At 55.5% G+C, this 20,795-nt stretch carries 18 protein-coding genes, 1 pseudogene and 1 riboswitch; of the genes and pseudogenes, 12 read left to right on the forward strand and 7 right to left on the reverse strand.

From position 1 onward, the window contains the following. From AC3ZPD_RS14420 to AC3ZPD_RS14445, 6 genes are all read left to right on the forward strand, one after another. The gene (locus AC3ZPD_RS14420; protein ID WP_490984977.1) at positions 1 to 2,172 is read left to right on the forward strand and encodes a helix-turn-helix transcriptional regulator; all 2,172 of its coding nucleotides are present in this window, start codon (positions 1 to 3) and stop codon (positions 2,170 to 2,172) included. A gap of 221 nt (positions 2,173 to 2,393) precedes the next feature. Next, positions 2,394 to 4,499, forward strand: a complete 2,106-nt coding sequence (locus tag AC3ZPD_RS14425) for a putative bifunctional diguanylate cyclase/phosphodiesterase (protein ID WP_490984978.1) — start codon at positions 2,394 to 2,396, stop codon at positions 4,497 to 4,499. Between the two features lie 70 nt (positions 4,500 to 4,569). Continuing rightward, on the forward strand, positions 4,570 to 5,664 hold the full coding sequence (locus AC3ZPD_RS14430) for a threonine aldolase family protein (RefSeq protein ID WP_490984979.1): 1,095 nt from the start codon (positions 4,570 to 4,572) through the stop codon (positions 5,662 to 5,664). A gap of 258 nt (positions 5,665 to 5,922) precedes the next feature. Next, complete coding sequence (locus AC3ZPD_RS14435) at positions 5,923 to 6,060, forward strand: hypothetical protein (RefSeq protein WP_490984980.1); 138 nt, start codon at positions 5,923 to 5,925, stop codon at positions 6,058 to 6,060. 107 nt (positions 6,061 to 6,167) lie between these two features. Continuing rightward, the gene (locus AC3ZPD_RS14440) at positions 6,168 to 6,863 is read left to right on the forward strand and encodes a peptide-methionine (S)-S-oxide reductase MsrA (protein WP_490984981.1); all 696 of its coding nucleotides are present in this window, start codon (positions 6,168 to 6,170) and stop codon (positions 6,861 to 6,863) included. A gap of 134 nt (positions 6,864 to 6,997) precedes the next feature. Continuing rightward, a complete protein-coding gene (locus tag AC3ZPD_RS14445) occupies positions 6,998 to 7,144 on the forward strand; it encodes a hypothetical protein (RefSeq protein WP_490984982.1) in 147 nt (48 codons plus the stop codon). A gap of 134 nt (positions 7,145 to 7,278) precedes the next feature. Here AC3ZPD_RS14445 and AC3ZPD_RS14450 read toward each other — a convergent pair whose 3' ends face one another. Beyond that, the gene (locus AC3ZPD_RS14450; protein ID WP_490984983.1) at positions 7,279 to 8,859 is read right to left on the reverse strand and encodes an MDR family MFS transporter; all 1,581 of its coding nucleotides are present in this window, start codon (positions 8,857 to 8,859) and stop codon (positions 7,279 to 7,281) included. 140 nt (positions 8,860 to 8,999) lie between these two features. Then, positions 9,000 to 9,548, reverse strand: coding sequence for a helix-turn-helix domain-containing protein (locus tag AC3ZPD_RS14455; RefSeq protein ID WP_490984984.1), 549 nt, complete (start codon positions 9,546 to 9,548; stop codon positions 9,000 to 9,002). A 164-nt stretch (positions 9,549 to 9,712) separates the two neighbouring features. On the opposite strand from AC3ZPD_RS14455, the gene AC3ZPD_RS14460 reads away from it, so the two are divergent. The 3 genes from AC3ZPD_RS14460 to AC3ZPD_RS14470 are packed head-to-tail and all read left to right on the forward strand — an operon-like array spanning position 9,713 to position 11,051. After that, positions 9,713 to 10,144, forward strand: a complete 432-nt coding sequence (locus AC3ZPD_RS14460; RefSeq protein WP_490984985.1) for a DoxX family protein — start codon at positions 9,713 to 9,715, stop codon at positions 10,142 to 10,144. A 14-nt stretch (positions 10,145 to 10,158) separates the two neighbouring features. Continuing rightward, a complete protein-coding gene (locus AC3ZPD_RS14465; protein WP_490984986.1) occupies positions 10,159 to 10,845 on the forward strand; it encodes an alpha/beta hydrolase in 687 nt (228 codons plus the stop codon). Further along, positions 10,842 to 11,051, forward strand: coding sequence for a hypothetical protein (locus AC3ZPD_RS14470; protein WP_490984987.1), 210 nt, complete (start codon positions 10,842 to 10,844; stop codon positions 11,049 to 11,051). Before AC3ZPD_RS14465 ends, AC3ZPD_RS14470 begins: the two co-directional genes overlap by 4 nt. Before the next feature lie 251 nt (positions 11,052 to 11,302). Here the strand turns inward: AC3ZPD_RS14470 and AC3ZPD_RS14475 are convergent, their stop codons facing one another. Continuing rightward, positions 11,303 to 11,833 (reverse strand): cysteine hydrolase family protein, encoded by a 531-nt coding sequence (locus tag AC3ZPD_RS14475; protein WP_490984988.1) that lies wholly within the window; start codon positions 11,831 to 11,833, stop codon positions 11,303 to 11,305. A 73-nt stretch (positions 11,834 to 11,906) separates the two neighbouring features. After that, entirely contained in the window at positions 11,907 to 13,145 is a 1,239-nt protein-coding gene (gene fabF / locus AC3ZPD_RS14480; RefSeq protein ID WP_490984989.1) for a beta-ketoacyl-ACP synthase II, read from the reverse strand. Between the two features lie 154 nt (positions 13,146 to 13,299). Between fabF and AC3ZPD_RS14485 the strand changes: the two genes are divergently transcribed. From AC3ZPD_RS14485 to AC3ZPD_RS14495, 3 genes are all read left to right on the forward strand, one after another. After that, entirely contained in the window at positions 13,300 to 14,148 is an 849-nt protein-coding gene (locus tag AC3ZPD_RS14485) for a helix-turn-helix transcriptional regulator (RefSeq protein ID WP_490984990.1), read from the forward strand. A 72-nt stretch (positions 14,149 to 14,220) separates the two neighbouring features. Continuing rightward, positions 14,221 to 14,280: riboswitch (Fluoride riboswitch) on the forward strand. Between the two features lie 70 nt (positions 14,281 to 14,350). Next, positions 14,351 to 14,749: a fluoride efflux transporter CrcB gene (crcB, locus tag AC3ZPD_RS14490; RefSeq protein ID WP_490984991.1), complete on the forward strand. Its 399-nt coding sequence runs from the start codon at positions 14,351 to 14,353 to the stop codon at positions 14,747 to 14,749. Between the two features lies 1 nt (position 14,750). Further along, the gene (locus tag AC3ZPD_RS14495) at positions 14,751 to 15,113 is read left to right on the forward strand and encodes a fluoride efflux transporter FluC (RefSeq protein ID WP_490984992.1); all 363 of its coding nucleotides are present in this window, start codon (positions 14,751 to 14,753) and stop codon (positions 15,111 to 15,113) included. 177 nt (positions 15,114 to 15,290) lie between these two features. Here AC3ZPD_RS14495 and AC3ZPD_RS14500 read toward each other — a convergent pair whose 3' ends face one another. From AC3ZPD_RS14500 to AC3ZPD_RS14510, 3 genes and pseudogenes are all read right to left on the reverse strand, one after another. Next, the gene (locus tag AC3ZPD_RS14500) at positions 15,291 to 18,515 is read right to left on the reverse strand and encodes a DEAD/DEAH box helicase (protein WP_490984993.1); all 3,225 of its coding nucleotides are present in this window, start codon (positions 18,513 to 18,515) and stop codon (positions 15,291 to 15,293) included. Next, positions 18,512 to 20,392 (reverse strand): SWIM zinc finger family protein, encoded by a 1,881-nt coding sequence (locus tag AC3ZPD_RS14505; protein ID WP_490985165.1) that lies wholly within the window; start codon positions 20,390 to 20,392, stop codon positions 18,512 to 18,514. The genes AC3ZPD_RS14500 and AC3ZPD_RS14505 overlap by 4 nt, the downstream gene beginning before the upstream one ends. A gap of 24 nt (positions 20,393 to 20,416) precedes the next feature. After that, positions 20,417 to 20,789 (reverse strand): annotated as a pseudogene (locus tag AC3ZPD_RS14510) (MGMT family protein). Positions 20,790 to 20,795: the final 6 nt, after the last annotated feature.

The following is a 20,795-nucleotide window of genomic DNA, read 5'->3' on the forward strand; positions in this document are numbered from 1 at the left end:
ATGGAGGATCTGTTCATTACCCCTCACCAAGAGGTCATACAGGAACTGCAGAACACTTATGCGGCTGCTCTTGAAATTTCTTTATGCATGACGGACCGGTTCGGCAAAATGATTACGGCGGTTTCCTCTCTGGGCGGTTTTGAGGAAGGGATCGAATTGTACAGGGAATCTTTGGAAGCGCTTTTCCTAGTCCAAATCCAAAGATTGTCCAATCTGACTATTCCGGCTTTAAGCGATTCCTGGGTGCCTGGGCTTCAGACGATCATTGCGCCTGTAAGAGTCAATGGAGCGGTTTCGTATTATGTATGGTCGGGCATTCTGATTATGGAAGGAATGAAAGACCGGATTTTACGGGAGAGTCTGGAATCAGACCAGGATGAGGAATTGGCCCGATTTCTAAGGAAGGTGCTGGAAGAGACCCAGGAGACGAGGCTTGAAGAAGCGGAGCGAATTAGAATAAAGGTCGGCAAGCTCGCGGATCTGCTTTCGGTCATTCTGGAGAAAAGTGTGGTCAGCAGCCACCTGGACGAACGTTTCCGCCAAATCAGTCATGCGCTGCAGGTTGCCGGCCATAACGAGCTGTTCCCTGGTGAAAAGCTAAAGCGGATGATTGAAATCAGCGAGCTAGGCGAAATCTTCGGCATTGCTTTGGAGACTACGGATGGGGAATACCGGATTCACACTGCGGCAGGTCCGGAATCGAAGGGGCTGATCGGGGCGGCTTTCCGGGAGGGGGAAGGTTTTCTCGGCCAGGCCGTACTGAACGAAGGACCAAGCGAGTGGGCGAACGTGCAGCGTGATCCGCGGTCCGTTTTTTTTCAAAGCAGAGGAATCAAGCAGATGGAGAGTATGTATTGTTTTCCCGTCCGCTGCAATTACAGTATAGCGGGGTTGATTTTTTGCATCCGTACGGTTCCCCGTAAGCTGAACAGCAATGTGCTTCATTTTGAAAAAATGTTCATTTCGTTGGTCAGCTCTTATACCGGAAACGAAGTGGCGTACAGGCAGTTGGACAAACAGCTGGCCAGGCTCAGGCCGCTTCTCGACGTAGGCCGATTCATGGTATCCATTTCGGATATTAAACGGATGTTGTTCACGCTTGTAGACGTTAGTTTAACCTTGGCAGTCTCCCCGGTTGGCGCGATGGTTGTGCACAGGGAGGAGAACCAGCTTCATACCGTGGCAAGGGGACTCGAAGGCCCTGCAGTTGAAGCCTATGGCCGCGAAATGGTCAAATTCCATTTGGCCGAAAATTCTCCTTCGGCAAATCTGTCCCCTACGCTCCGGCAGAGAGCGGCGGGAAAAGCCGCCGTCGAGCTACCGATCGGTTATGAAGACAAGATCCATGCCGTATTGGTTGTGGAGCTGGGGAATATGCGGGATGCAGAGGAAAGCCAAGAGATTCTGAACGCGTTATCGACCATGAGCGGACTTGTTCTGAAGTCGCTGCATGAGCGGCGGAATTTGAACAAGATGTCCGATCAGGTGGCCATGCTGCTCCATGAAACGATCCGCGGCATCAGCCAGGAGAAATACCGCGCCATCAAACGGATTCGCTCGGTTGTTGGGGACTTTGGTCAGTGGAGCGGACTTCGCGAGGAAGACAGGTCGGTCATGGAAAGGGTGGCCCTGCTTCTCGAGCAGGACCCGGAGTTTTTGGCCGCAGCCGCTCCTTTCTTCCAAAGGGAAGCCCAAATCTTGAAGGAATCTCTTGAAATCCTTGACGGAAGTTTGGAAGGGACGAATAAGGTTTTTTCCAGAGAGGCGCAAATGATAGGTTTGTCAGCGGTTTATATTAACCGGGAAGAAAATTTGGCAGCGATTGAACAGCTAACGAGCGTTGAACCAGCCAATCGCAGCGCCTTCCGGCATTTTATACTCAGCAGCAAAACCGATCAAAGCCAGTTCAGGGTCCATGCCCTGAATGCCGAATCGAAGCCCAAGCCGGAAACGGCGGAAATGGCTCTGGAAGCAGTGGTGGCAAAGGCCTCCTTGTCTCCGAGGGAAAAAGAAGTGCTGCAATTGATTCTCAAGGCCTCCAGCAATAAAGAAATCGCGGCAGCGCTTTATATCAGCGAACACACGGTCAAAAATCATCTGTCCAACATTTTTCAGAAAATGGGCGTCAGCGACCGGGCACAGGCCATCGCGGCCGTGTTTAACCGGCTTTAGAGTCTTTCCTACTAAGGAAAGGCTTTTTTTTATCGTTAATTCTAGGCAGATAGACTGAGAAGTAGTTCCTAATCTTAAGGACAACCAAGGAAATAGGAAGCTAACGCTATATGTAATGGCCGCTTTTTCAGCGAAAATAAACTTGTCTATACCGATCCATATCGCCAACTTTCCGAAATTTAGAGGAAACACAAATAGTTATTTAGAAGGGAAGGATCAAAGTGGCCGAAACTCATTATTTTGTAGCGTTTGACGGCTGGACCCTGTTTTTTTCAGCCTTAAGCGCCGTGTTGGCTTCCTATTCAAGTTTACATATGGCTGAGAAGATAACGAAATCAAAGGGCAAACTCAAGTTATTTTGGCTGGCTTCGGGTGCTTTTGTAATGGGGAGCGGCATCTGGACCCTGCACATCATCAGTTTGTTGGAGCTTTATCTTCAGACGGGGATCCCCTTCCAAGCAGAGGTGACCTTATTCTCTTTGCTGGGTTGCGTTGCTTTTTCAGGAATCGCGTTTGTCATTTTATTTCAGGGCCAGCCCAGGGCCTGGAAAATGGTTCTGGCCGGTTTGATCTTGACCTTGGGTATTGTCGGCATCCATTATACCGGAATGGTTAAGGTACCCGGAGGCATCCATATGACTTATGAGCCGTCCCTGCTGATGTTTTCTGTCTTGATTACCCTGGTTATCTCCTATGCCGCCTTGCTGCTGTTCAACCGGTTCCAATCTTCTCCCTTCTTTAACTATTGGAGATTGTCGGGAGCTTTGCTGATGGGACTGGCCATTTGCGGCCTGCATTTTACGGGGATCATTGCAGCTCACATTTTGGATAAAAGACATTCGATGAGCTTCGGCACCCGTCAGGGGGGCGAGCTTCTCATGGGAGGGATGAACCGGATTCAGTTCTCCATCCTGATTCCGATCATCGTGGTGACGGCCTGCATTCTCTCGGTCTCCTGGGCGGTTGTGTTTGTGGATCGCAAGGGGCTTAAACGTCTGGCGTTCAGCGACTCCTTAACGGGGCTTCCGAACCGGCACGGCCTTCCCCCTTTTTTCACCCAGTACTTTAAGGATAGCAGCGACGGGGCCGTTTTATTTCTGGACCTGGACCGCTTCAAAACGGTGAACGATACGCTCGGGCACGATATCGGGGATCTGCTGCTGCAGGAAGCGGCTGCCCGAATCGAGGCGGCGCTGGACCGGAATCAAACGGTGTTCCGCCTGGGCGGTGATGAGTTCCTTATTGCGTGCACCCATGCTTCGGAAGAAGAGGCGTGCCGCCTTGCCGAAAGGCTGCTTCAGACTCTGCAGGCGCCTTTTTATCTGCATGGCAGCACCATTCGCGTAACCGTAAGCATCGGCATCAGCCTGTCGTGCCGGGAAGGGCATGAGCGTGAAAAGCTGATGCAGGCTGCCGATTCGGCCATGTACTTTTCGAAAAGCGCCGGCAAAAACCGGTACACCGTCTTTGCGGATGAACTGAACCGAAAGCAGCAGAGACGGCTGGAGCTGGAAACCGATCTGGAAGCTGCCGTTCTCCAGCGTCAGTTCTATGTCGTCTATCAGCCGAAATGGGATTCGGAAGCCGGGCGGCTCAAGGGGATGGAAGCGCTGATCCGCTGGAAGCACCCCCGCTTCGGGACGGTCTCCCCTTTTGAGTTTATTCCGATAGCGGAGGAAATCGGCGTCATTAAACCTATGACCGAATGGTTGATGGCAGAGGTGGTCCGGCAGATCCGGGAATGGGCCGTCATGGGCATCCAGCCTTTCCCGGTTTCCGTGAATATGTCGGCCGTGCTGTTTGCGAACGGACAGGTAGCCGAAATGGTGGAGCAGTGCCTGGAGGCCAGCGGTATGGATCCATCCCTTCTGGAGCTGGAAATTACGGAGACCGTGGCCATGAGCGATATGGAATCTGCGGTAGCCCAGTTGAACCGGGTTAAAACTTTGGGAGTTGCCGTTTCCCTGGACGACTTCGGAACCGGGTATTCTTCGCTGGGGATGCTGGACGAAATGCCGATCGATACGCTCAAAATTGACCGGGTTTTTATCCAGAAATATATGCTTTCCTCCAAGCAGGCCATGATCAGCAGCATCTTGGCGATCGCTAAACATCTTGGTCTGCAAGTCGTGGCTGAGGGGGTGGAGACGGACGAGCAGGTCCAGTTTCTGAAATCGCAAGGCTGCAGCGTTATGCAGGGCTATTATTTCGGCAAGCCGATGGAAGCGGCGGACTGTCTGGCGTGGTTAAAGGAACTTCCCGAACGGCAAGGCTGCGCTTATGAATCGATTAACCCGGCTCCCCTTTCTGAACGACTTCCCGGCTAGGAGCAACGTTATTCCGGCGCTATGTTATACTTCTGGGAAAAGCTATTTTTCTGAAGGAGGAATTTGCAAGATGACACAGCAGCCCCGAACCCTGGCGGACGCCTTGGCTAACGCCTCCTATATTTTAGGCGGACACGGCCCGCGCAATGTTCAGGTACTAAAGGAAGCGTTAGAACAAATCGACGGCAGCCAGGCAAGTGACATGTACGGCAAAGGGGAAGTGATCGAACGTTTTGAACGGAAAATGGCTGATCTGCTCGGGAAGGAAGCAGCGGTATTTTTTCCAAGCGGCACGATGGCCCAGCAGATTGCCCTGCGCATCTGGTGCGACCGTAAAGGGCTGCCTAAGATAGCTTATCATCCGCTAAGCCATTTGGAGATTCATGAACAGGACGGACTAAAAAAACTCCATCATATCACGCCGCTCCTGCTCGCGGACAAAAACCGCCTAATTACGCTAGAGGATGTCCGGAACCTGAAAGAAGACATCTCCTGCCTGCTGCTGGAGCTGCCGCAGCGCGAAATCGGCGGACAGCTTCCCCCGTTTGAGGAACTTGAAGCGATCAGCGCGTACTGCCGGGAACGCGGTATCAAGCTGCAATTGGACGGAGCGCGGCTATTGGAGATTTTGCCTTATTACGGGAAGTCGGCCGCTGAGGTCAGCGCTTTGTTCGACAGTGTTTATGTCTCTTTTTATAAAGGAATCGGCGGCATCGCGGGAGCGATTTTGGCGGGGGCCGGCGATTTTGCAAAGGAAGCGGCAGTTTGGAAAAGACGCCACGGCGGCGATTTGATCAGCCTTTATCCTTATATTCTCAGCGCGGATTACTATTACGAAAAATACGGCGGCCAAATGGCCCGTTACTACGAATACGCCAAAGAGCTGGCGGCTTTATATAACGGGTGTGAGGCCGTAACAACACTGCCAGAGGTGCCGGTGTCAAATATGTTTCATGTTCATATCGCTCAGCCTAAGGAACTCGTGGAACCTTTGCTCATCGAGCTGACCGAAGAAACCGGCGTGGCTGTTGCCCATTATGTCAACGCTTATAACGGCAATACAAGCTCCTATGAGGTCAGCCTCGGCGAACGGTTCGGGAACGTGCCGAAGGAGAAGCTGCAAGAAACGTTCCGGCGGCTGGATGAAAAGCTGAAGGCGCTGTAACGGGACCCCCTGTCTGGTCGGCAGGGAGGAGATTAAACATGGAATACATCAAATTTCCGGGAACGTAGGTGCAAGCCTCCCGGGTTGGCCTCGGCACCTGGCCGATCGGCGGGATGATGTGGGGCGAAACGGACGAAAGGCAGGCCATCCCGTACGATTCATAAGGTACTCGACTCGGGCCTTACGCTGATCGATAGCAATTTTACGCTGGATCAGATCAAGGCTTTCAGCAGCGTAGCGCCGCTGCATGCGGTGGAAATGCCTTATAATCTGTTCGAATGCCAGGCGACGGAAGAGGATCTGCGGGATATTGACCTTATTCTGAAAGAAGCGGTCGCCGAACCGATCGGTCCGGACTTTATGGCACCGCCAACCCGGGAAGAAGTGAAGGTATAAAAGTTGGAGACAACAGCATGCGGCCGCCTGCCGATCCGGTTTTGTTTTTCGAATCAGATCCGGTAAAATGCTAGTCATAACAAGCCGAATGGCAAGGAGGAATCAGAATGGCAGGAGGAAGCCGGGACGTTAAGACGGAAGAGGGACGGCCAGCGCCGGAAGCGTATGGGGATACGGCCGGGGATATGGCCGTGTTTGGCATGGGCTGTTTCTGGAGCCCGGAAGCCTTGTTCGGCCATCTGCCCGGCGTCATGCGCACGCGAACCGGTTATGCCGGGGGCACGGCTGAATTGCCGACCTATCATCAGATGGGCGATCATACCGAGACCGTGCGGATTGATTTTGATCCGGCCATTCTGACGTACGATGAGCTGCTGAACGTGTTCTGGGATCATCATAATCCGGTAAACATCAATGATTACAAAGGGCGCCAGTATTTGTCGCTGCTGCTGCCCCGGAGCGAAGAGCAGCGGGAGGCAATCCGGCGGGTCGCCGCGGATAGGAAGAGCCGGGGAGACGAGCGGCCGGGGCATACCGAGGTGGCGGACTACAAGGCTTTCTACTCGGCCGAAGAGCGTCACCAGAAATACTACTTAAAAAGATTCCCGGATGCGCTGGACAAACTCCGCAGCATGTATCCTTTTCAGGAAGCGCTGCTGGATTCGGCGCTGGCTTCCCGTCTGAACGGACTGGCCAAAGGTTACACCAGCATGGAGCGTATTATTAGCGAGATTCGGGAATGGGAGCTTCCCGCTGGAGAAAAAGACCAGCTGATCCGGCTGCTGCGCAGCATTCGCTGGTAATGGAAGCGGAAGATGGGCAGCCTGGCCGGTAGAAGGAGGACCAGAGATCATCAGAGCTGTGAAAGCCGGAGACGATCAGAGCTACAGCGTGCTGGTGGGATATAAGGACAAGCTGTACAGCTATTTATACAGCATTGGTAGGCAGCAGGCAGGATGCCCAGGATCTGACGCAGGAGGTGCTGATCCCGGGAGCGCCGATGCATGAACATCCTACGTTGTCCAATGATCTTGTTGAGAAAAAGCTTCCGGAAAGCTGGACGACGGAGATTACCGTAAAATGAAGAAAAGCAAGACACCCGCCGGGGATTACCTGGCGGGTGTTTCGCTTTTTATAGGTTCAATCTTTCTTGCACCTCAGCCGAGCGTCAGCCATCAGCTTGCCCTGTGGGAACCGACGAGGCTAATGCCGAGCCGTTCAGCCTTTGGACGGCAGGCTTCCGGCCGTGCCCTCCGCTATTTTTGCCGAACCTGTATGGCCGACGTTTTCCATTTTGTTTCCATTGTCGCCGCTTTGTCCGTTTTCCTCCTCTTTGGACAATACGCCTTTTCCCAGGAACCAGCTGATGACAAACGCGGCGGCGATAAATACAAACGCGATCACAAAGAGGTTGTGGAAGCCGCTGACGATCACGTTTTTGACCTGCAGAAGCAGATCGGCGGGCAGGCCTTTCGGGATGCCGCCGCGGGCGATGTTTTCGGCTGCTCCGTCGGGCAGTTTTCCGGCCAGCGCCATCACGCCGTCTTTAATATGTTTCGCCAGGAGACTGCCGAACACGCTGAGGCCGATGGTAGCCCCGAGCGACTGCATCAGCCCGACGGTACTGATCGCAATGCCGCTGTCTTCCTTGCCTACGGATTCCTGCACGATCAGGTTGTCTCCGCCGAACAAGGCGCCCAGGCCCAAACCGAGCAGGAAGAAGGAAATGACGATGTAGAGAATTGTCGTATGAACCCCGATCAGCGTCAGCAGGTAAATCCCGACGATCGGCAGGGTAAAGCCGACGATGAACAGATTCCGGTAAGGCAGCCGGGTAATCAGGAAACCGTTGATGATGCTGGACGGAATCGCCCCGGCCATAAAGGCCAGCGACAGATAACCCGAAGCGGTTGGCGTAAGTCCCATTACATTTTGCGCAAAAAAAGGAAAGGTCGAGATGCCGCCCATCAACCCCAGCATCAGGACGAAAACAAGGATAGACAGCACAACCACGTTCCTGTTGTGGAACAAATGCAGCGGAATCAGCGGTTCCTTGACTTTGGTTTCCACCCAGACGAAGACGGCGATCAGCAGAACGGCCAGCGCCAGCATGCCGATAATGACCGGGGAAGACCAGCTGTAGCCTTGATTGTCTATCAATACCGGAGCCATCAGCAGGGACAGCAGCCCGCCGGCAAGGAGGAACGCGCCGAGCCAGTCGATCGATTTGCTGGCGTCACCGCGGGATTCGCGCATGCCGATGGACAAGATCAAAGCGGCCAACAGGCCTACCGGAATATTGATCAGGAACACCCAATGCCAGTTCACATGGCCGACCAGATAACCGCCGATCGTAGGGCCGAGCAGCTGCGGGATAATCATCAGCGGCCCGAACAGGCTCTGCAGCTTCGCCCGCTGCTCCAGCGGATACGAGTCGCCGATGATGACCATGGCCAGCGGCATCAAGCCGCCAGCGCCGACGCCCTGCAGTCCCCGCCCGACCAGCATCACCGTCATGGACGGCGCCAGGCCGCACGTAATGGAGCCGGCGATAAACAGCCCCATACAGCTTAAATAAATAATTTTCCGGCCGTATAAATCGGCCAGCTTGCCGAGGATCGGCATAAAAATCGTGGCGCAGAGCATATATAGACCGGCGACCCAGCCGTACAGGGACAAGCCGTGCAGATCCCTGATGATGGTCGGCATCGCGGTGGACACGACCGTTTCATCCAGCTCCGAGAAGATCAGGCCGATAAGCAGCCCGATCAGGATTAAAGTTTTGTTATTTGACTTCAAAACGAACTCCCTCATTTCTAATCAGCTTCAGTTATCGTAGTTAGCAACTGAAAGTTAAGTTACACGACCTTTGTGAACTGAATATGAACACGGGAGTTTGTTTTGTAGTTTTTCAGAGTATTTTCAGAAAGTAAAAAGGGTTAAACCCGATCCTGCTCCTGCTCCGTTTCCGTGTAAACGGCGATCAGGATCTGCGCGGATTCCGTGCCGATATTCCGCACGAAATGCGGCGTGCAGGCATTCCAGGAAAAAGAGTCCCCTTCGCCGAACTCGGCCTGGTCCTCCCCTTGCTCCGCATAAATGCGGCCTTTTATGACCAGGTGGACCTCCTCGCCTTCATGGGCATAAGGTTCGCCGGTGGAAGCGCCGGGCGGCAATTCCACGATGTGCACCCGGATGTTTTTGGTGGAGCTGAGATGCTCGACCTTCAGTTGATCGGCGCGGCTCGTTGTAACCATTCGCTCTTCCTTGCGGACAACCTGCATCCGTTCTTCCTTTCTAAGCAGCAGGTAAGCCAGAGGCACCTTCAAAGCGTTAGCGATGTTTTCCAAGGTTGAAATGGACGGAGAGGTTTTATTGTTTTCGACCTGGCTCATGAAGCCTTGGGACAAGCCGGTTTCCTCACAGATTTGGACAATGGTAATCTTTTTGCGTTTGCGGATCGATCGAATCATGGCGCCGATATTCATAAGTCTGTTCACTCCTTGAAGATGAAGGATTCGAATATTAGTGATACTGAATTTAAATTAATAATAGCAATTTTTTTGTTGACAGGCCACTTTTATCGGTATAAATTAGTCACATAAACAAATTTTTAATATTACTAATATTTTAGAAACCGGAGGGAAATCAAATGAACTTGCAAGCTGTTGTTACTCTGATTATGCGCGTTGGACTCGGATTCTTGTTCCTCGTACATGGCATCAATAAATTTCAGACGGGTCTGAATAATGTGGCGATCGGATTCGAAAATGCCGGCGTGCCCGGTTTCCTGGCTTACATAGCGGGACCGCTCGAAACGGTTGGAGGAATCCTGCTGATCCTTGGTCTGTTGACCCGCTTCATCTCTGCTTATTATGTCATTCAGATGCTGGTTGCTATCATCACGATGAAAGTGTCGGCCGGTTTGCTCGGGAACGGGCAAATGCCGGGCAGCGAGCTGGATATCGCTTATTTGCTGGTGGCGCTTCATCTGGTCGCGGCAAAGACGGTGCCCCTATCGGTGGACGCTTTGTTCCGCCGCAGAAACGGCGAAGCTTCGGCAGCATTGGCCGATGCTAAGTAAGGAGGCCGAAAATAATGGGCACGATAACGAACCCTCTTATCCACCCCTATACTTACGAAGTCCATCTGCCAGCCGGTTATGAGCCGGGCCGCAAGTATCCCGCCGTATTCACGCTTCACGGCAAAGGATCAAATGAGCAGAACCTGTTTGGCCTGGTTGAACCGTTGGCGGGGAAATTCATCATTATCGGAATCCGCGGCGATTTAACGCTGGGTGCGGGTTATCAATACTATGAACTGAAAAGCTTGGGCAATCCGGTGCGCGAACAGTTTGATCGTGCGGTCCGTCAGCTTGAGGCGGCTATAGAGGACATTACGTCCCTGGAGCCGGTAGACCCGGAGCGCCGTTATCTGCTCGGCTTCAGCCAGGGGGCTATCTTGTCGATGACCCTCGCGCTGGTGATGGGGAGCAGGCTGAAAGGCATCGTATCGCTTAACGGCTATGTTCCGGCTTTCGTAAAATCCGAATACAAGCTGCAAAGCCTGGAGCAGGTGTCGGTTTTCATCTCGCACGGGGAATATGACCCGCTTTTCCCGGCTGAGATTGGACACGAAACGGCCGATTATTTTCAAGCGTTGAACCCGGCAGTCACGTTTCATATGTATCCGAACGGCCACGAAGTTTCCCCGCAGAACCAGAGAGATGTCCTGGACTGGCTTCAGGCTGACGCAAACTTAAAGACAGGGAGTGAACGATCATGATGCCGTCTTATTTTATCGCCCACGGTGCGCCTTCGCTGGTGCTGGACCACAATGCATACACGGATTTTCTGAAAAGGCTTGCCGAACACGCGCCGCGGCCCAAAGCCGTCGTCCTGCTCTCGGCCCACTGGGAGAGCGTAACCCAGAAGATAAGCGCCGTGCCGCATTACAGCACGATTTATGATATAAGCTTGGAGCGGCGTTAGCCGGCCTGCGGGAGCAGGATGTATTAGTGATCGGAAGCGGCGGCACGGTACATAATCTGCGCCGGGTGAACTGGCGGGCCGATCAGCCCGGAAGAATGGGCGGTGGCTTTTGACGACTGGCTGAAGGAAAGCCCGACCCATCGGGCCCCGTCGGATCGGGCCGGAAATACGAAAAAAAGCCGTCCGCGGCAGGAGGTTCAGATTATTCCTGAAGCTCCCGCCTGCAGCCGGCTTTTTGCATGCTTTTTTTGTTACAATTCGATCTCCTGCAGCGGTTTGATGGCCACCAGGCCGTTCCAGTCCCGCTCATGATCTTCGATGATTCGACTGGCGGAAGGCATGGAATTTACGACTGTGCTGTGCCCGTCTTTCAACAGAATATTGTCCTTGTACCCGAGAGCATAGGCCCGGCGGACCGTGGCGTTTATGCAGAAATCCGTCTGCGCGCCGGCGAATATCAGCTGGTCGATCCCCTGCTCCTGCAGATAACCGGACAACTCCGTTTCATGAAAGGAATCCGGGGTCGTTTTTCGGATGACCGGGTCGCTTTCCAGCCGGTTTATTCCGCGGTGGATCTGCCAATCCGGCGTATCGACGAAAAACTCGTCTGCGGTGTTTTCGTATTCTGTATGCTGAATAAACACGACCGGCACGGCTTTGTTGCGGGCTTGCTCGATCAAGGCGTTAATGTTGCCGACCAGCTGTTCTTTCTCATGAAGCAGACAAGACGGGTTTTCGAAAAAAGCTTCCTGCACGTCGATCACGATTACGGCTTTGCTCACAAGGACAACCTCCTCCAAAAAATCATGCGCCTGTGTACATATGTTCCCATTCTACACGAATTTTCAGGAAAAATTAACCCTCATATTTGCGGATGATAATCACCGCATTATGGCCGCCGAAGCCGAACGAATTGGACATGCCGATCGTCAAATCGGCTTTGCGGGCCGTGTTCGGCACATAATCCAGGTCGCATTCCGGATCGGCCTGCTCGAGGTTAACGGTCGGCGGAATGACGCCGTCCTGCAGCGTTTTGACCAGGGCGATGGCTTCCGCGCCGCCGGCGGCGCCGAACATGTGCCCGGTCATGGATTTGTTAGCCGTGACGGGAACGCGGTACGCGTGTTCCCCGAACACGGTTTTGATCGCGGCCGTCTCGGAACGGTCGCCGATCGGGGTGCTCGTCGCGTGCGCGCTGATCACGTCGATCTGCTCCGGCAGCAGATCCGCGTCCTGCAGCGCAAGCTTCATGGCGCGGGCCGCCCCGTTGCCGTCGGCAGGCGTCGCGACCATATGATAGGCGTCAGAGGTAGCGCCGTAGCCGACGATTTCTCCGTAGATCCGCGCGCCGCGTTTCAGCGCATGGGACAGCGATTCGAGCACGAGGATGCCCGAGCCTTCGCCCATGACAAACCCGTCGCGTTTGCCGTCAAACGGGCGGCTTGCGCCCTGCGGATTGTCGTTGCTTTTGGACAAGGCGGTTGAGTTGTTGAAGCTCGAAAGGGAGACAGGGTTAATCGCCGCTTCGGCTCCCCCCGCAAGGATGATGTCCGAACGGCCGCCTTTGATGTTGAAATAGGCTTCGCCGATCGACGTATTGCCGATGGAGCAGGCGGTTACAGGGGCCAGGGTCGGGCCTTGTGCCTTGAAATGAATGCTGATCAAAGCGGCCGCCATATTGGCGATCATCATCGGCACCAGCGTCGGGCTGATCCGGTCAGGACCGCGAGACAGCAGCACTTTATGCTGGTCGAGCAGCGATTCAATCCCGCCGATGCCGGAACCGACATACACGCCCATCCGCTCGTGGTCGATGGATTCGAGATCAAGGCCCGAATCTTCTACCGCCTGTATGGCGGCCGCCAAAGCAAATTGGCAGAAACGGTCCATGCGGCGGGCTTCCTTGACGCCAAACAGCGCCTTGGGATCGAAATCATGCACGACGCCTGCTATTTTCACCTTGTAATCGGTAGTATCAAAAGAATCTATATAGGATATGCCGGATTTCCCCTGCTGCATATTGGACCAGAATTCCTCCACACTGTTGCCGAGCGGGGAGATGATGCCCAAACCCGTTACAACTACTCTTTCCATTGAGAACTCACTCTCCTCCTAAAAATATATGACCAGGTACTAAATCTATCTTGTCACTAAAATAATCCTATTACAAGTTGTGGTTTATCCTAGTATAATAAGCACCATAATAAACGTAATAAGCCTAATTTTTGGATTCGGAAGGTGAAAAACCATGTCTACCCAAGTACGCTTGCAGGCTTTGTCGGCTTTTCTTAAGGCCCAGCGGGCCCAAATATCGCCGGAGGAGATTGGGCTGCCGGCAGGCGCCCGGCGCCGAACTCCGGGACTGCGCCGGGAAGAAGTCGCCCACCTGGCGGGAGTCAGCACCACCTGGTATACCTGGCTGGAGCAGGGGCGCGACATCCAGGTATCGGCTTCCGTGCTCGACAATGTCGCAGGTGCGCTAAGATTGACGGCTGATGAACGCAAATATTTGTTTTCGCTTGCGTTTGAAGCCGGAAAAGGGGGAAGCAGCAGCCTTCCGGTCCGGGAGACGGCGCAAATCAGTCCCTCGCTGCAAAAAATCATCCGGGACCTGCGCAGCTGCCCCGTGATCATCTCCGATCCCCGCTGCCATATTGTCGGATGGAATGAGGCGGCTTCGCATATCTTTCTGAACTTCGACGAAATTCCGCCGGAGGAGCGGAATTTGATCCGCCTCCTGTTCACCCGCCGCGAATTTCAGCGGCTGGCCGTGAACTGGGAACGGTTCGCCTCCGACTACTTGTCCATGTTCCGATCCTATTACGGGCAGCATGTGGATGACGGCTGGTATGATTTGTTTCTCGAGGAAATGAAGCAGCAGCATCCCGACTTCAACCGGCTGTGGGAGCAGGGCAAGGTCAGCTCGGCCCCCGATGTGCTGCTGGAATTCCGGCATGCCAAAGCCGGTAAAATGATGTTCCAGCTTACCTCGCTCCAGGTGCAGGGCGACGATGATCTGCGCTGCAGCGTCTACACGCCTGCACAGCATACCAATACGGAAGCCAAGCTGATGAAGCTTATGAGCAGGGGGCTGTAAAAAAACATAAAATGGTCAATATTTTGTTGACCGCAAGCTTTAAGTTGACTAAAATAACGTTAGACTTCTGCTAACACAATAGGCGATGGAGTTCGCCATAACCGCCTTCGGGCTGATGACTCCTACCAGTTTATTTGTGCTGGTAGGAGTCTATTTTTTTTGGAGAAAATAGAGATAAGGAAAGGGTTGGGTGAGGAACGACATGATTTATCTGTGGGTAGGCCTGAGCGGTATTTTGGGTGCGCTGCTCCGTTATGAAATGGGAGAGTGGATCGTCTGGCAGGGGGGGACCTTGTTTCCGGTCAGTACGCTGATCGTCAATCTGTCGGGGTGTCTGGTGTTGGCGTTTTTCTATACGGCGGCGACCACGCGTTTTAAAGTGCATCCTTATTTCAGGGTGGCCTTCGGGACCGGGTTTATCGGCTCGTATACGACATTTTCGACGTTTTGCAAAGAAGCGGTCGTGTTGGCCAAAGACGGCCATATGGGCATCGTTCTGTCGTATATCGTGCTCAGTCTGGTCGGGGGTTATGCCTGTGCCTGGCTGGGCGTGCGGCTGGGAACCTTCAAATCGGCCCGAGCGGCAGGGGAGGGGAACTGATATGGCGGATTGGATTTGGGTAGGCATCGGAGGTTTTGCCGGGGCGATTTGCCGCTATGGTTCGGTAACTTATCTGGGAAAAAGATTTCCGAATCTCCTCATGCCCGTCGGAACGTTGTTTGTTAATCTGCTTGGCGCCTTCCTGCTGGGACTCCTGACCGGCGCGAATGCAAACGTGCAAATGATCCTGCTCATCGGCACGGGATTTATGGGCGCTTTTACGACCTTTTCGACTCTCCAGTATGAGCTCATACAGTTTAGTAAGCAGAAACGTTTCGGAGTTGCAAGCCGCTATTTGCTGTTAAGCCTGGTGCTGGGGCTGGGCTTGGCTTATGCGGGATTTGAGTTGGGGAGAATGATGTAGAAGATAAAAAATAGACCGCCCCGACGCAAGGGCACGGTCTATTTCGGATTACCATGTAAGCCGGCCGCTCTTATTGCGGATGTCACGATATATGAAAAACATATTGAGGGGGCCGTGTTGCAGCACGGTCCCTTATTTAGTTGAATAACTTCAACGCGGAAATGATCCCCGAGGCCCTTAACCGCCCCAATTCTTCCGCAGCGTAATCAAATCGCGGAGGTCCTCCGTGGACAACTCCGTAATCCAGCCTTCGGTGCTGGAGATCACATTGTCGCTGAGCTGCTGCTTGTTCTCGAGCATTTCGTCGATCCGCTCCTCCAGCGTGCCCAGACAGATGAATTTGTGCACTTGAACGTCTTTGGTTTGTCCCATCCGGTAGGCCCGGTCTGTCGCCTGATTCTCCACCGCCGGGTTCCACCAGCGGTCGAAATGAAAGACATGGTTGGCCGCCGTCAGGTTCAAGCCGACTCCACCCGCCTTCAGCGACAAAATAAACACGGCGGGGGATTTTGACCCGGAAGCTCCCGTGTCTGTATCCATCCCCGTATCTATATCCATCCCCGCAGGTTCCGCCGCATTCGGCAAAGCCGTGCCGTTCTGAAACTGCTCGACCATCCGGTCGCGCGCCGTTTTGGAGGTGCTGCCGTTCAAATACAGCACGGGCTCCTGAAGCTCGTGCTCCAGCACGGTTTTGAGCATGTTGCCCATGCCAATGTATTGCGTAAAGATCAGACAGCGCTCCCCTTCTTCGCGCAGCTCCTTCACCATCGCGAGCAGCCGCTCCAGCTTGGAGGAGCGTTCGACCAGCGCCGCAATGTCGGTATCTTCAACCGGTTCCCCGGCCATTCCGGGGTACGGTTCGCCGCTTGCCAGCAGCGGATGGTCGCACAGCTGCTTAAGCCCGGTCAGCGCGGACAAAATCGCCCCTTTGCGCTGGATGCCTTTGAGGTTGCCCATCTGTTTCATAAGCTGGTTAACGGCCTGATCGTACAAAGCGCCCTGCTCGGCCGTCAGATGGACGTAAGTTTTCATTTCGTTTTTCTCCGGCAGGGCCAGCTGGATGGCCGGGTCTTTTTTCTTCCGGCGCAGCAGGAACGGATGCACCAGCTTTTTGAGGTCGGAGGTGCGCCGTTCGTCATGCTCCTTCTCAATCGGAGTGGCAAACCGATGCTGGAACGATCTTGCCGAACCGAGATACCCCGGCGCGATGAAGTCATAGATCGACCAAAGCTCGGACAGGCGGTTTTCAATCGGCGTGCCCGTTAGCGCAATACGGTGTTTGGCCGGGAAACTCCGGACGGCGGACGACTGCTTCGTCTGCGCGTTTTTGATGTTCTGCGCTTCGTCGAGGCAGATGGATTCCCAGGTCACCGTCTGCAGCAGCTCCTGATCAAGCGCCGCCGTGGCATAGGAAGTCAGAACGACGTCCGCCTGCAGCGTTTCGATTTCGAAAGCTTCGCCGCTCAGCCGGCTGCTGCCGTAATGCAGCTTGACCGACAGGGAAGGCGCAAAGCGCTGCAGCTCCTTCTGCCAGTTGCCGAGCACGGATGTCGGACAGATGACCAGCGTCGGCGCATGTCGCCGGATCCGTCTGCCGGCAGGTCGCGCAGGCTCGCCGTTCCCCGGGGCCGAGATCGCCGCCGTCCCATTGCCGGACGCCGACCTGCTTTCCTTCACGAACAGCAGGTAAGCGATCAGCTGCACCGTTTTGCCGAGGCCCATGTCATCGGCCAAAATACCGCCAAGCCCATACCGGCGCAGAAACGCCAGCCAGGCAAAACCCTCGTGCTGATAGGTGCGCAGGGTGGCCTGCAAGGCCTGCGGCACGGGCTCCAGCGGCCAATCCTCCTTGCGGTTCAGCTGGCTGAACAGATGCGCCAGCTGGCCGTTCAGCTCTACCTCTATCCGGACGCGTTCCAAATCTTCCTCGTCCGCTTCGGCTTCCGCGCTGTCTGCATCGGCATCTTTATCGGCGCCTATGGCCTGAAGGCGCTCCTGCTTCCGCTGCTCCAGCAAATGCAGCTGCAGCACGTCCTGGAACGACAGCCCCTGCTCCGGGTCGATGCTTTCCATGGCCCGGCGAATTTGGGCGAGGAAGGCCGGATCGAGCGCCAGCCACTCTCCGCGAAAGCGGACAAGCCGCTCGTTCATGGCGATCAGCTCATGAAATTCGGTTTCGCTCAGATCGGCGTCCCCGATCGCGATCCGCCAGTCGAAATCGACGAGCGAATCAAAGCCGAAATAAGAAGGGCCGCGGGCGGCTTTCTCTTCCTCGGACGCCGCACGCACCTTGGCGCGCAGCCGAGGTTTGCGGCGGCTGGCGGATTCCCACCAGGCCGGGAGCAGCACCAGCCATCCGGCCTTCAAGAGCTGCTCGCTGTCCTGGCGCAGGAACTGCCAGGCCGCGTCGTTGTCCAGCGCGCGTCCCAGCACGTCCGGGCCCGGTATAAGCCGGCCCGGGGGCAGTCCAGCGCGCAGCCGGTCCAGCCAGCCGGCGCTGCGGTCGCGGACATGGGCCGTCCATTCGTCCGGCCACCGGCCCGCGGCTTCGCCGCTGTCCGAAAGCGTCACCGGATAAAGCGACGCCGCGTCGAGTTTATCCTGCAGATTAAGCTGAAGCCGCCACTCCGATTCAGCGTCTTCCGGCTCAAGCAGCTGGAGGATCGGCCGGAAAGGCGCCGTGTCGGCTTTCCAGCCCACGGCCACCAGCCAGGCCTGTTCGTTCATGCCCGCGAACCGGGCCGCTCCGCGCTCGAACAGCCGCGGGAACTCGCTGCGCAGATCGGCGGCTTCCTCTTCGGTGTTGTAGTAGCGCTGCGACACCGCCGCCGAAAAGGCCGCACGCAGCCCTTCCCGCAGATCGGCGTCCTCTTCCAGCGCCTCCAGCGCTTCGCGGATTTCGCCCGCTCGGACCTTCGCGGGGGCGTCCATGCTGCGCTTACGTGCTTCAGCGCCGCCGGTTTCTGCCTCCCCTTGCCCCGCGGCCATCGCCTGCTCCCTCAAAAAAGCTTCATCCCATACCCATTGCAGCTTTCCTTGCCGGAAAGCCTCCAGGCTCGGATGGAATTTCCGCTGATCGAGGCAGGCGGCAAGTCCTGACGCCAAAAGGAGGAGGGGGCGGTTTTCTTCGTCCCATGCCCATTCAACGTGCTGCAGCATGCCTGATGCGTCGGCCAGGTAAGGGATGACCTGCTCGGCAGGCAGCACGATGATGTCCGCTCCTTCGGCCTGCTGGATCTCCAGTTCGGTCCCGTAAAACGATTCCTCATGCCAGGCAAACAGCAGCTGTTTCAAATAAAGCCCCGGCTCATAGCCGTAGCCCTGCTTTTCCCCGAACAGCAGCGCATCCCCGTAAGGGGTGAGCCGCGCATGGACTTGTATGCTCTGTAGATGCTTGCTCATGAAATCAGATTTCCTTTCCGCAGCTCCTCCTGCAGCGCCCGCAGCCTGCTGTGGCGCGCCGCAAAAGCGCCCATAAACAATTCCCAGCGGTCCGTCTGCTTCTGCTTGACATACAGCTTGGCGAGCCGTTTCAGCAGCTTGACCGCTTTTTTATAGCTGTCGCGGTTTTTGTGCGTTATGTAACGCTCCACGGCCTGATGGTAGAAAGGGAGCAGCAGCCTCGGCTCCGCTTTCTCTAGCGTTTGCAGGTCCTTGACTTTGAAATCAAGCGGCTCCGCCCCTGCCGACAGCTGGTAATCCATCCATTCGCGCCACCGTCCGTGCTCAAACAGCTTTCGTTCATAGAAACGCTGGGCTGCAGGCAGCATTTCCTCCAGCGTCCGCCACATCAGCGATCCGGCAGCGGGATCATTCTCCGCAGCCGTTTCCCAATACCGGAAATACGGCTCCAGCTGATTGGTCCTGCTGTTCTGCAGCAGGGGAACCAGCTGCGTGAGCCAGGTGGTCAGCCGCGGCCAGTTGCCCGACTGCCGCACGGCAGCCAGCAGCAGATTCAGATCTTCCGGCCGCATTCCGGCCGCGGCAGGCTGCGAACTTCCGGCATCCAGCCATTCCCACGCCCGCTCGTCCTCGCCCAGCAGAACATGCATCCAGGTCAGAGACATCTTTAGCGCATAGGGCTGAACGCCTGGCGCCGTATTTCGAAGAGCGGAAACCGCTCCGGAGCCAGCCTCGTCCGCTGAGGTCTGTCCATTTGACGCCGGACCGTTCTCGTCCGTGTCCGGCTTTAGGATTAGCGTGACAGGATCCTGCCCTGCCCGGTCGGGATCCCGCCCGGTCGCCTGACCGCTTCCCGCTAAGGTCAGCTTTCTTATTTCCTCACGGCACAGCTCGTCTTTCGACGAAACCGGCACCAGCCAATCTCTTACGAACCGGTAATAATAATGTGTGAAATAATATCGTTCCTTGGGTTCGGCCAGCATTTCGCGGCGAATCCAGCCCAGGGACTCCAACAGCAGCGGCTTCACCGCCTCTATTTCTTCGCTCTGCATCCCGGAAAGGGAGTCATCCAGCGAAAGAAGAACGGCTTTGTCGATTTCCTGGACGGCAATATGCGTGAAGTAGCCGACATGGGAGGAATAAGCCGGCGTTGCCCCGGGTACCCGGACGGGCTGAAGCAGAGACTGCTGCACGAACAGATGGGCGTGCAGCCCGTAAAGCCGTTCAGCCGCCGGCGGCAGGCTGCGTTTCACCTGGAGAATCAGCTCCAGGGCTTTATCCGCATAGGCCGTGTTCCTTACTGCGTGGTCCAGATGAGCGACCGCTTTGACAAAACGCTTGTGCCATCCGGAGATGCCGTCACCGGGAGCGATAATTTCCCCGGCCGCGCTGTTTCTCCCGGTCTCGCCGGGGTCTCCGGGGGACGTAAAGCTGGCGGAGGCGGATGTCCCTTCCCTGACAAGGCCGCCCTCTGCGTTTTGTCCAGTCCGAATGAGTGGAGGGGCCGGTTTGGCGGCCGGTCTGGCGTTGGCCAGCATCTGTTTGGCTTTGGCGTTGGCCAGGCTGTTCACGGAACGCCCCTGTTCCTCAGCCAGCTTCATTAAAGAGGCCGCAATATGCTTGCACGGTTCATCCACCGGGCAGGTGCAGCTTGCCAGGGATAAGGTTTCGAGCGGAATTTCCACGGCATAAGGCTCGGCCGCGTGGCCCTTGACCAGAGCACGCACGGTGGCGGGATCGGGCATTTCCAGCTGCTCGACCCTTCCCTGCTTATAATAAAGAAACCCCCGGCTCAGCGTGACTTCGTCGAATTGACTGCCGGTATATTGGACCAGCCTGTTCCATGCGTCATCCTGGATCAGACCGTTTGGTTGCATCGTCACGATTCCGTCTCCCTTTTCCTAATCGGTATTGTCGTTAGGATTAGTATAACATTTCAGAAACGTTTGTTCCCCATTATGCCGAAAAATGTCCAGGTCAATCCGGTCCCCAAGCCCGAATTCGATCCCCTCCTGCTCCAGGTACATCCGCTGCATAAAGCGGGATTCGTCATCCTGCAGACCGATCTCTCCTTTGGCATTAACGACGCGGTGCCAGGGGAGCATATGCTTGCGGCTTGAGGAATGCAGAATCCGCACGACCTGCCGCGCGCCGCACGACCTGCCGCGCGGCGCGCGGACTTCCCGCCACGGCGGCGATTTGCCCGTAGGTCATGACCTTGCCTTCCGGGATCGCCTTAATGATAGCAATAACCCGCTCTGAAAAAGGCAGCATAACTGC

It is taken from the genome of Paenibacillus mobilis, from assembly GCF_058267595.1.